The 11,357-nt window shown below is 77.1% G+C and carries 7 protein-coding genes; 4 read left to right on the top strand and 3 right to left on the bottom strand.

The window, feature by feature from the left end; genetic code table 11:
• Nucleotides 1-90 precede the first annotated feature (90 nt).
• Nucleotides 91-333, top strand: coding sequence for a hypothetical protein (locus tag G9H72_RS00765; protein WP_166166187.1), 243 nt, complete (start codon nt 91-93; stop codon nt 331-333).
• Between the two features lie 90 nt (nt 334-423).
• Here G9H72_RS00765 and G9H72_RS00760 read toward each other — a convergent pair whose 3' ends face one another.
• From G9H72_RS00760 to G9H72_RS00750, 3 genes are all read right to left on the bottom strand, one after another.
• The gene (locus G9H72_RS00760) at nt 424-1,053 is read right to left on the bottom strand and encodes a hypothetical protein (RefSeq protein ID WP_166166185.1); all 630 of its coding nucleotides are present in this window, start codon (nt 1,051-1,053) and stop codon (nt 424-426) included.
• An 11-nt stretch (nt 1,054-1,064) separates the two neighbouring features.
• On the bottom strand, nt 1,065-2,759 hold the full coding sequence (locus G9H72_RS00755; protein WP_166166183.1) for a PHP domain-containing protein: 1,695 nt from the start codon (nt 2,757-2,759) through the stop codon (nt 1,065-1,067).
• 160 nt (nt 2,760-2,919) lie between these two features.
• Entirely contained in the window at nt 2,920-5,265 is a 2,346-nt protein-coding gene (locus tag G9H72_RS00750; protein WP_166166181.1) for a LamG-like jellyroll fold domain-containing protein, read from the bottom strand.
• Nucleotides 5,266-5,524: 259 nt separating this feature from the next.
• Between G9H72_RS00750 and rbsK the strand changes: the two genes are divergently transcribed.
• From rbsK to G9H72_RS00735, 3 genes are all read left to right on the top strand, one after another.
• The gene (gene rbsK, locus G9H72_RS00745; protein ID WP_166166179.1) at nt 5,525-6,463 is read left to right on the top strand and encodes a ribokinase; all 939 of its coding nucleotides are present in this window, start codon (nt 5,525-5,527) and stop codon (nt 6,461-6,463) included.
• Nucleotides 6,464-6,541: 78 nt separating this feature from the next.
• The gene (locus G9H72_RS00740; RefSeq protein ID WP_166166177.1) at nt 6,542-9,793 is read left to right on the top strand and encodes a glycosyltransferase; all 3,252 of its coding nucleotides are present in this window, start codon (nt 6,542-6,544) and stop codon (nt 9,791-9,793) included.
• A complete protein-coding gene (locus tag G9H72_RS00735; protein WP_166166175.1) occupies nt 9,790-11,295 on the top strand; it encodes a DUF5719 family protein in 1,506 nt (501 codons plus the stop codon). The genes G9H72_RS00740 and G9H72_RS00735 overlap by 4 nt, the downstream gene beginning before the upstream one ends.
• Nucleotides 11,296-11,357: the final 62 nt, after the last annotated feature.

Genomic DNA, 11,357 nt, shown 5'->3' with positions numbered 1-11,357 from the left:
GGCGGGAGAGGCTGGCCTCGGTGTGGAATGCCGGGGCCGCCCGTCCCGTTCCGGACGTAGGCGCAGTCGCGGAGGCGGAAGGCGGGCGGTATGGCGAGCCAGTTCCCCACGGGGCCACAGCTGCAGGAGCGGGTGGCCGTGTCGGGCTCGGACAGATCGCACGAGGTGGTCATGCCGGTCCGGGACGTGACCAGCGCGTCCGCCGACCCACGGCCCAGGCGGGCCCGCACGCTCGTCTTCCTGTTCGCGGGCACACCCGAGGACCCGACGGGGGCGGCTTACCCCGTGACCCACGACCGTGCGGCGGCCGCTGCCCGGGACGGGTTCCCTTAGCGGCCGATCGCCAACTGACAGCGGCTGCGAACGTCCGGGACGCGCCGCCGCCCGCACCGGCAGCTACCGGTTGCAGGCGGCGGCAGCCGCTCAGTGGCCTCCGCAGACGGCCGGGTTCTCGATCTCCCACGGGAGCAGCCGGGTGGGGTCGGCGTGCTCGCAGAGGAGCACGAGCCGGCCGTCGGCGTACTGCGGCCGCACGTAGCCGCGGGTGACGACGACGGCCTCGGGCGCGTACGCCCCCTGGCTGCTGCGGACGCGATCGATGGCGGTGAGGGCGAGCAGCTCGGAGACCGGCATGTCGCCGGTGACCGACTCCTGGCCGGGGAAGACGACCGCGCGCCCGCCGGATCGCGTCGCGTGGGCGCTCGCCGCTTCCAGCGCGGCGGCCACCTGCGCGGCCGGCCCTGCGGCCTGCCGGGCCCCCGAGCTGTCCACCACGACGACGCCGGCCTCCGGCCCCAGCCGTTCGGCGAGGGCCACGGCGTCGACCGCCGGACCGGGGCGGGCGCCGACCTCGACGGACACGGCCTCGTGTCGATGCGGCGCGGCCACCAAGTGCGTGCACGCCACGGCTCCGGCGGCACCCGCGCCCGTTGCCGCGACGGCGCCCAGCAGGCCCTCGAGCAGGTGCTCGGCGAGGTGCCGGTCCGCGTGCAGCGCGCTGGCTCCCACCACTATCCGGCCGGCCGGCGCGAGCGCCGGCCGGCCGGTGGCCACCGGACGGCTCGTCACGTGACGTTGACGAAGATCGGGTTGGTGTAGAACCAGAGGTCCTCCCACGGGCTGCCGACACCGGGAACGTCCTGCGCGGGGCCGACCGGGTCGATCGCCGCACCGCGCAGGCCGACCGCGGTGCGGTTGGCGTCGGTGCCGCGCAGGCGGACGTAGAACGGCTGCTCCACCGGGCGGAAGCGCATCGACAGGAAGACCCGGCCGGAGGCCTGGCTGATCTCGAACTGCTCCACCACGCGAGTGTTGTTCGTGGTGAACGTGTCGCGGTCGGCCACCGGGCCGGTGACCGTGCCGGCGATCGCGTCCACCCGGCGCAGGCGGGGCAGTTCGCCAGCGAGGTTGGGCCGCGTGGCCAGGTCGATCGTCACCTCGAGGTCGACGCGAGAGCCCCGCGGCACGGTGAGCGTGCTGCCGAGCGTCGCGCTGCGCTGCACGCTGCCGCGCAGTCGCAGCTTCGCGTCGATGCCGTCGATCAGGTGCCCGTGGTCGACCCACACGTTGCCGGCGCGCAGGCCCGCCATGACGTCGAGGTAGCCGTACTTGGACACCCCGACATGGGTGCGGCTGTAGTAGCCGGGCCAGAAGTCGGCGCGGTTGCGCTGCGGCTCGCCGGAGTCGACCGGGTCGGGGTAGTGCCCGAGCGTCTCGAAGGTCTCGCCGGGAGCGAAGGAGCCTCGCACCAACCGGTCCTCGAAGACCGAGTGCGAGTCGGAGTTCGCCGTGATCCACCACGGCCTGCCCTCCGCGAGCAGCGAGTCCCACAGGCCGCCCACCGTCGCGGTCATCCAGTCGAAGCCGCCGTGGGTGCGGTAGGACTCGAGCGGGTAGCCGGGGAAGCTGTCCGCGCGGGGGGCGCCGCCGTAGAGCCCGCGGGCGCCGGCGTTCGGCCGCTGCAGCGTGGCGGCCTGGTGCCCCGGTGCCCCCTCGAAGCCGACGAACGTCCCGGGCGAGGCGTCCCGCCACCCGCGGATCTCGTGCGGCGAGTCGATGCCCTGGCGTGCCGGGTGGTTGGCGAACATGATCGCGTCCTCGACACGGCCGGCCGCCTTCTGCTGCGCCATCCAGTTGATGCCGGCGATGGCCAGCGCCTCGTTGCGCGGCGCGGGGGAGACGGACCCGTCGAAGTCGCTCTCGAACTGCTTGAGGACCGCGACCTCGTTCGGGCCCGGCGCCACGAACACCGTGCCGTGCTCGGCGGCGGGGATGTTCCACTCCAGGCCCTGGAAGATCAGCTGCCGCGGGTTGGCCTCGCGGGCGGCCACGATCTCGGGGTTGACCTTGTCCACCCCGATGCGCGCGTGCGTGACGCTGCCGTGGTCGGTGACGACCATCCAGTCCAGGCCGTACTCCGCGGCGCGCCGGGCCTGGTCCTCGACCCGGTACATCGCGTCGGAGCTGAACTGGGTGTGGATGTGGTGGTCGCCGGCGAGGTAGACGACCTCGTCGTCGGCGACCGGGGCGACGTCGCCGCCGGAGGCGGCCGCGGCCGCGCCGACGCCCGGGCCGAACACGCTCATCGCACCGGCACCCGCGCCGAGCAGGCCGGCGTTGCGCAGCAGCTTGCGACGGGACAGGTCGCGCGGGCTCAGCTCGGAGTCCGGGACGGAGGTGTCGACGGCCTCGGGCACCTCGGAGCCCGTGGGGTGCGCGTGGTCGTGATGGTGGTGGTCGTGCCCGTGGGTGTGGCCCATGGCGGATTGCTCCTTGGTCGCCGGAGGTCGTGGCACCGGCACCGTCCTGCGGCCATCCTGCGATTCCCGCGGGAACAGTGAAGCGGCGGATGAAGTCCGGATGAACGCTTGCGGCTGCGGCCGGGCCGCCCCCGCGCCGGGAGCGGCCCTGCCGGTCGCGTCAGCGGTCGTACGGCTTGAGGAACTCCTTCGGCTGCAGGGCGCGGGTGCTGACCCGCACGTCGCCGATGAAGCCGTAGAAGCCCTGGCCGAAGGTCTCGTTGGACTGCGTGGCGCCGATCACGAACGGCTTGCCGAGCGTCTGGATGCCGCGGGCGCTGGCCGTGGGGTTGCGGGCGATCCTCGAGCCGTTGACGTAGACCACCGAGCTCCTGCCGTCGTTGACGACGGCCACGTGCTGCCACTCGCCGACCGGCAGTGCGTGGCTCCAGTGCGTCGGGTTGTTGGCCACGTCGAGCTCCGGGTAGAGCACGAACTGCAGGAAGCGCTCGCCGGAGAGGTTCAGGCTGCACGGCGGCTCGTTGGGCGTGTAGCCGCTGGTGCGGCCGTTGTTGCCCTCCCAGCTGAGGATGCCCATCCAGGCGTGGCTGCCGACGAAGGGCTTGGGCAGCTTGAGGAAGGCCTCGATGGTGAAGCCCGAGAGGAACTTCTCCGTGCTGATCCTCGCGCCGGGCACGGACTCGAGGATCGCGCCGCGGTTGGGGCTCTGCCCGCCGTTGAAGCGGAGGCTGGCGTGCGACGGCGAGCCGCTCATGTGGTCGTCGGACCAGCTGAGGATCGAGGTGCCGGGCGGGGTCGGGCCGTTGAGGTCGTCCGTCAGCTGCAGCTCGGCGAGCTGGGTCAGCGGCTGGCCGTTGTTCGCGGTGACGGTGAGCCGGTAGTAGGAGTACGGCCCCGGGGTCGCGATGTCGTACTGCCTGGTGAGCCCTCGGGAGGCGAACGTCTGGCCGGACCGGGTGTCCAGGGTGGTCCACGTGCTGCCGTTGTTCGAGCCCTGCAGGGCCCAGTCGCGCGGGTCGCGGCCGGGGGAGTCGTTGCCGCTCGTCAGCGCGTAGCCGACGACCGTGATCGCCGAGTCGAGGCGGTACTGCACCCAGCCCGTGCTGGTGCGGACCAGCCACTTGCTGCCGCCGTCGAGGTCGTTGAGGTTCGCGGCGACCTCGTTCGGCGCGTTCTCACCGCTGGCCGTGATCGCAACGACGCGCGAAGCGATGTTCCCCTTGATGCCGAAGGGGGTGCCGACCTGCCCGATGTAGCGGGAGACCAGGTCGTTGCCGTTGCCGGTGAGGTCCTTGACGCGCACGCCCTCGGCGACCTGGGCGCCGACGGTCCCCGCGCCGGCCATGCCCGCGGCGTCGAACCGCCAGTACGCGAGCGTGCCGCGCGGCATGACGGCGCTCGCCGGGCGCGGGGCCGGGACGACCACCGGGGCGAAGCTGTCGAAGCGCTCGGCGAAGTCGATCTCGATGCTGAAGCGGTCGTCGATGCCGGTCAGCTCGATCGTCTCGGCCTCGAGCGGGGCGCGCTTGTCGGGGTTGCGGTTGAGGAACCACGGCGCGATCGTCTCGACGTCGATGACGCCGCGGGCCAGGTCGAAGTGGTAGAGCCGGATCATGCCGGCGCCGCCGTAGTAGCGGTCCTGGTAGTTCGTGATGTGCGCGTGCACGGCGTTGCCCCGGTCGTTCGTGAGCACGGTCCGCGCAGGGGGCCAGTAGTGGCCGTTGAGGGTGAGGAAGACCTGGTCGTTCTTGCGGATCAGGTTGTCCCAGAGGTACTGCCCGTTGCCCGACAGCCCGGCGGGGGTGGGCTGGCCGGCCGGCGCCGTCCCGACCGAGCCGACGAGGTCGTGGGTCGTGAGGATGACCGGGAGCGTCTTGTTGGCGTCGATGACGCCCTGCGCCCAGGCGACGCCCTTGGCCGAGAGCCGCCAGTCCAGGGCGAGGACCAGCCAGTCGCGGCCGGCCGCGCGGACCACGTGGTAGCTGTTGTAGCCGTCGGGGGAGGCGCCGCGGAAGGTCGGCATGCCCGCGTAGCGCTGCGGGCCGAACGCCTGCAGGTACGGGGTGTTGCCGCGCTGGTCGTCACCGGAGACGTCGTGGTTGCCGCCGAGGACGCTGTAGGGCATCTGGTTCGACAGCCCCGCGTCGAAGGTCTTCGCAGCGAGGCTGATCTCGTCCTGCGTGCCGTGCTCGGTGACGTCACCGAGGTGCGTCATGAAGACGATGTTGTCGTCCTTGCGCTGCTTCAGCAGGTAGTGGAACGTCGCCGACAGCGGCGTCGGGTCCGACGCGTCGTGGTCGAAGAGGTACTGCGTGTCGGGCAGCACGGCGAGCGTGAACCGCGGGCTCTCCGGGTCGACCCGGCCGTAGGGGGCGCCGTCCGCGTGCGCAGCCGTGGGCGCCACGACGGTGGGGAGCGCGGCGGCCGCCGGCGTCACCAGGGCTGCGCCGAGCAGGGCGCGACGGCTCAGGCCCGGCGAGGGCGTGCTGTCGGCAGAAGTGGCCATCAGGACTCCGGGTGCAGAGTTGGGGACGCGCCGACGCTGCAGTGCTCGCGCGACCGGAAACCTCCGTCCGGGTGAACGTCCTCCCAAGATCCAGCGAATGCCGGGTGGCGCCGCGCCCGGCGTCGTGTCGACAGAAGCTGCGTTCGGCCGACGCGGCCCCGCGCTCCCGCATGCAGGGCGCCCGGGTGCGCCGCGGAGGCGGCTTGTGCGATCGTCCCTGGGTCCGCCACCGTCCGGGCGGGCGTCCACGGGAGGGCACGTGAGGGACCCGGCTGTCGTCGTCGTGGGCAGCTGCAACGAGGACGTCGTCGTCCCGGTCGAGCGGCTGCCCGTGCCCGGCCAGACCGTGCTGGGCGGCGACCGGGCGCGCTTCCCGGGGGGCAAGGGCGCGAACCAGGCCGTGGCCGCCGCCCGGCTCGGCTGCGACGTCACGCTCGTCGGGCGGGTCGGCGATGACGAGCCGGGGCGCTCGATGCTCGCGGCCCTGGCCGCGGAGGGGGTCGCCGTGGGGCACGTGCCCACCACCGCCGGCGTCCCCAGCGGGGCCGCCTTCATCGCGGTCGACGGCGTCGGCGAGAACCTCATCGTGGTGAGCCCCGGGGCGAACGCGCGGCTCACGCCCGCGGACGTGGCCGCGGCCGAGCCGCTGCTGTCGGTCGCGGACGTCCTGCTCTGCCAGCTCGAGGTGCCCGTCGAGTGCGTACGCCGGGCGGCCGGGCTCGCCCGCGCCGGCCGGGCGCGCGTCCTGCTCAACCCCGCCCCGGCCGTCCGGCTCGACCGCGACCTGCTCGACCAGGTCGACGTCCTGGTGCCGAACCGGACCGAGCTGGGGCTGCTCACCGGACGCCCCGCCCCGGTCACGCTCGACGAGGCACTCGCCGCGGCCCGGCTGCTGCCCGGGCTCGACGTCGTGGTGACGCTCGGCGGGGACGGGGCGCTCGTGGTCGGGCGCGACGGCTCGGCCCAGCACGTGCCCGCCGCCGCCGTGGACGCCGTCGACACGGTAGGAGCCGGCGACGCGTTCTGCGCCGGGCTCGCCGACGCGCTCGCGCGCGGTGCGACCCTCCCCGAGGCGGTCCAATGGGCGGTCGCGGTCGCCGGGCTGGCCACCACGCGGCGCGGGGCGCAGCCGGCGATGCCCGGGCGCGAGGAGGTCGCGGGGCACACGGGGCGGGCGCCCGGCGGGCGCCGACCCTGACACTGCCGCGGCGGGTTCCTCGGGAGGGGCGCGGCGAGCCTCCCCGGCGCAGTGCGTCCGCTGGTGCACGCTCTGCTGGTGCGTCCCCCGTCTGCGCCTCTCGCCCGGCTGCGGCCGTCGGGAGCGACGCGGGCCGTTCCCCACGCGGGCGGGCCCGCCGCTCCGGGCACGGCCCCCGCGCAGCCGGGTCCCTTCCTCCCCGAGGACGACGCCCCCGACGCGGTGCCGGCACCCGTGCCGCCGGCTGCGGGGACGGTCACCGCCGTCCTGGTGTGCCACGACGGAGAGGCCTGGCTCCCGACGACCCTCAACGCCCTGCGCCGGCTGCGGCTGCGCCCTGACCGCCTCGTCGCGGTCGACGCCGGCAGCGCCGACGGGACCCGGGCGCTGCTGGAGGCCGCGCACGCCCGCGGCGAGCTCGACCTGGTGGTCGGGGCCCCGCGCACCTCCGGCTTCGGCGCCTCCGTCGCCGCCGGGCTCGCGGCCCTCGGGCCGGCCCCGGCCGACGGCACGGCTCCGGGCTGGGTGTGGCTCCTGCACGACGACGCCGCGCCGCGCCCGGACGCGCTCCACGCCCTGCTGGTGGCCGCGGCGCAGGCCCCGGACGCCGCCGTGCTCGGGCCGAAGCTGCTGGACTGGCGCAGCCCCCGGCGCCTGCTCGAGGTCGGCGTCACCATCGCCGGCAGCGGCCGGCTCGAGACCGGGCTGGACCGGGCGGAGGTCGACCAGGGCCAGCGCGACGGGCTGCGGGACGTGCTCGCCGTCAACACCGCCGGCATGCTCGTCCGGGCCGACGCCTGGCACGAGCTGGGCGGCCTCGAGCCCTCGCTGCCGCTCTTCCGCGACGACGTGGACTTCGGCTGGCGCGCCCGCGCCGCCGGCTACCGGGTGGTCTGCGCCACCGACGCCGTGCTCGTCCACGCCGCCGCCGCCCGACGCGGCCGCCGCCGCCCCGCCGCGGTGCGCGGCTCCGCGCTGCGTGCCGACCGGCAGGCCGCGCTGCGGGTGCTCCTGCTCAACACTGCAAGCTGGGCGCTGCCGCTCCTGCTGGCCCGGCTGGTCGCCGGAGCCGTGCTGCGGGCCGGTGCGCTGCTGCTCGGGCGCGACCCGCGCGGCGCCGCGGCCGAGGCCCTCGCCCTGCCGGCCGCCCTCGCCGCGCCCGTCCCGCTCCTGCGCGCCCGCGCGCGACGCCGGCGGTCCCGGCGCGTGGGTGCCGGGGACGTACGCCCCTACCTCGCCCGTCCGGGCTCGGCGCTGCGGCACCTGCGCGACGCCGCCGCCGCCGCCCTCGACCCGCCGCGGCCGTCCGCGGGGCCGGCCGCCCCGGAGACCGGCCCGTCCCCCGACGGCGCCGACGAGCTGCCCGCGCCCGCCCCGTCGCTGCTGCGCCGCCTGCTGCTGCGCCCGTCGGCCCTGCTCCTCGTCGCGCTCACCCTCGTCGGCCTGCTCGGCGCCCGCCGCCTGGTGGGGCCCGGCAGCCTTGCGGGCGGAGCGCTGCTGCCCGCCCCCGGCGGGGCCGCGGACCTGCTCACGGCGACGGTGGCCGGCTGGCACGCCGCCGGTGTCGGCAGCGGCGAGGCCGCCCCCGCCCACCTGGTGCCGCTCGGGCTGCTCGCCGGGGTGCTCGGCGGCCGCGCCCCGCTCGCCGTGGACGTCCTGCTCCTCGGCGCCGTGCCGCTGGCCGGCCTCGCCGCGTACGTCGCCCTGCGCCGCGCCGTGGCCTCCCGCGCCGTGCGCTGCTGGGCCGCCGCCGCGTACGCCCTGCTGCCCGCCGCCACCGGGGCGGTCGCCGCCGGCCGGCTGGGCACCGCCGCCGTGCTCGTCCTGGTCCCGCTGGTCGCCCGCACGGCGTCCGCTGCGCTCGGGCGCGGCCGCGAGCGCTGGCGGGCGACGTGGGCCGCCGGCCTGCTACTGGCCGTCGCCTGCGCGTTCGCTCCCGTGCTCTGGCCGCTGGCCGCCGTCTGCACGCTCCGCGGGGCCGTCGCCACACGTCGCGGGCGAGCGCTGGGAGGCGCGCTGGCCCGCGCGGCCGTCGTGCTCGGGCTGCCCGTCGCGCTGCTCGCGCCCGAGGCGGCCCGCATCGCGGCAGACCCCGCGCTGCTGGCCGCGGAGGCCGGGCTGCCCGGCCCCGGCCTCGCGGAGCCTGCCCTCGACCCGCTCGCCGTCGTGCTGCTGCACCCGGGCGGCCCGGGGGCGTACCCGCTGGCCTTCACGCTGCCAGTGCTGCTCGCGGCGCTCGCCGCGATCCTCGTGGCCCGGTGGAGCCCGCGGCCCGGCCTGGTGGCCGCCGGCTGGGGGGTCGCGCTGGCCGGGATGGGGGCGGGGGTGCTGGTCTCGCGCACCCACCTGCCCGTCGACGGAGGGAGCGCGGCCGGTTGGCCGGGCCCTGCCACCGTGGCCGCCGGTGCCGGCCTCGTGCTCGCGGCGGCCGCCGGGGCCGAGGGGGCCGCCGCCCGGCTGCGGGAGCGCAGCTTCGGCTGGCGGCAGCCCACCGCGGTGCTGCTGGCAGTGCTCGCCGTCGTGTCCCCGCTCGTCGTCGCCGCCCACTGGGTGGGCGTGGGCGCGACCGGGCCGCTCGATCGGACGGTCTCCGCGGTGCCCGCCTTCGTGACGGCCGAGTCGGCCGGACCGGCCCGGGTGCGCACGCTGGTGCTCGCCGGGGACACGGCCCGCGTGCGGTACCTGCTCGACCGCGGCGACGGCTCGCGCCTCGGCGACGCCGAGCTGGCCGGGGAGCCGGCCGCCCGGGACGCCCTCGCCGCGGCCGTCGCCGACCTGGCCTCCGGGCGCGGCGGCTCCGCGGCGGCGGCGCTGCCCCCGTTCGGCGTCCGGTACGTCCTGCTGCAGGCCCCGGTCGACCCGTCGCTGGTCCGGGCCCTGGACGCGGTCCCGGGGCTGCGTCGCGCCGGCGAGCAGCAGCCGCACGCGTTGTGGGAGGTCGACGTCGCCGCGGTGCCTGCGGCCCCGCTGCGGGTCGTGGGCGCGGGCGGGGCGGCGGAGCTGGCCTCCACCCCGGTGGGGGCGGGCGCCACCGCGCAGCTGCCCGCCGGCCCGGCCGGGCGCCTGCTGGTGCTGACCGAGCCGCGGGCCGACGGCTGGCGGGCGACCGTGGACGGCGAGCCGCTCGACCCGGCGGCCGCCCCGGCGGGTGCCCGCTGGGCGCAGGCCTTCGCCCTGCCGGCGGCCGGCGGCACGCTCACCGTGACGTACGCCGACGAGGGCCGGGCGCGCGGCGGGGCGGCCCGCCTCGGGCTCGCGGCCGTCGCCCTGCTGCTCACGCTGCCGGCCGCGCGCCGTCGCGACACCGACCCCGAGGACGCCCGCGCATGACCCGCATCCCGCGCCGGCCTGCGCCGGCGCTGGCGCTCGCCGCCGTCCTGCTCGTGCTGGGCGCCGGGGTCGGCACGGCCCGGGCGATCCGCGCGGAGGCGCCGCCGGCCGACCTGTCGCAGCCGCGCTCGGTCCCCGTCGCCGCGGCCGTGCTCAGCTGCCCGGCCCCCGCCGCCACCGGGGTGACCTCCTCGGTCGTGGCGGCCGCCGCGCCCGCGGAGGAGCCCGCCGCCGTGCGTGGTCAGCTCACGATGGACCGGCTGACCGGCCGCGGCCGGCTCGAGCAGCCCGGCGCGGGCGAGCTGTCGCGTACGCGGGGGCAGGCGGTCACCGCGCCCGTGCCGCCGCAGACCGGCCCCGTCCTCATCCGCGGCACCGGCGCCCTGGCGCCCGGCCTGGGCGCCGTGCAGTTCTCCCGTACCGCCGCGGGCCTGGGCCGCGGCATCGCCGTCGGCGGCTGCGACCCGGCTGGCACGGAGGCCTGGCTGGTCGGGGCGGGCGCGGAGGTCGGGCGCAGCGCGACCCTCTTCCTCACCAATCCCGACGAGGCCGCAGCCATGGTCGACGTCGAGCTGTGGGGCCCCGACGGCCCGGTCGACGCGCCCGGGCTGCGCTCGGTCGCGATCGGGCCGCGTGCCCAGCAGGTGGTCCGGCTCGACGCCGAGGCCCCCGCCGGCCGCTACGGGGTGCACGTCGTCGCCCGCGAGGGCCGGGTCGCGACGGCACTGCGCGACGACCAGTACGACGGGCTGCAGCCGCTGGGGACCGACTGGGTGCCGGCGGCGGCCGCCCCCGCCACCCGGGTCGTCGTCCCGGCGGTCCTGCAGGGCAGCGGGCAGCGCCTGCTGCAGATCCTCGCCCCCGGCGACGCCGGGGCCGTGGTCTCCGTGCGCGCCCTGGGGGTGGACGGGGAGGCCGCTCCCGACGCCCTCGCGGCCGTGCGTGTCCCGGCCGGGTCCGTGGCTGAGGTCGAGCTCGGCGAGGCCCTCGGCCGGCAGGCCGCGGCCCTCGAGCTCACCTCCGACGTCCCCGTCACGGCCGGCGTGCTCATGCGGCAGGGGACGGCGCAGGGGGCGGGCACGACGCCCGGGGAGCTGGCCTACACCGCGGCCTCGACCGCGCTGGCCAGCGGCGACCAGGCCACGCTTGCGTACGTCCCCACCGGGGCGGGGCGGCTGGCCGAGCTCCTGCTCACCGCTCCTGAGGGCGGCGCGACGGTGCGGGTCGTCCCGCTCGCGCAGCCCGGCCGGCAGGCTCCGTCCGCGCGTACCGTCCTCGTCGGGGCCGCCAGCTCGGTGCTGGTGCCGCTGCCGACCGACGCGGAGGCGGCGTACTCCGTCCTGCTCGTCGTCGAGGCCGGCTCGGGCGAGGTGTACGCGGGGGCGACCCTGCGCGAGGCCGAGCCGCGCGGGCCGATGCTCACCGCGCTGCCGCTGCGCTCCGCGCCGGTCGCGGTGCCGGTGCCGGCGGTCCACGCCGACCCCGCCCTCGGCCGCGACTAGCGCTGCCCCTCCTTCCCCGCTGATCATGCGCAGGTGGCGAGTTGTCCACAGCCGCTGGCCGT

The sequence above is a fragment of the Motilibacter aurantiacus genome, assembly GCF_011250645.1.
Lineage (GTDB): Bacteria > Actinomycetota > Actinomycetes > Motilibacterales > Motilibacteraceae > Motilibacter_A > Motilibacter_A aurantiacus.
This window is presented reverse-complemented; position numbering and strand designations above follow the sequence as displayed.

Bases quoted from the DNA above. Each gene is read 5' to 3' on its own strand.
- G9H72_RS00735 (WP_166166175.1), top strand. From the start codon at position 9,790: ATGACCCGCATCCCGCGCCGGCCTGCGCCGGCGCTGGCGCTCGCCGCC.
- G9H72_RS00765 (WP_166166187.1), top strand. From the start codon at position 91: ATGGCGAGCCAGTTCCCCACGGGGCCACAGCTGCAGGAGCGGGTGGCC.
- G9H72_RS00750 (WP_166166181.1), bottom strand. From the start codon at position 5,265: ATGGCCACTTCTGCCGACAGCACGCCCTCGCCGGGCCTGAGCCGTCGC.
- G9H72_RS00755 (WP_166166183.1), bottom strand. From the start codon at position 2,759: ATGGGCCACACCCACGGGCACGACCACCACCATCACGACCACGCGCAC.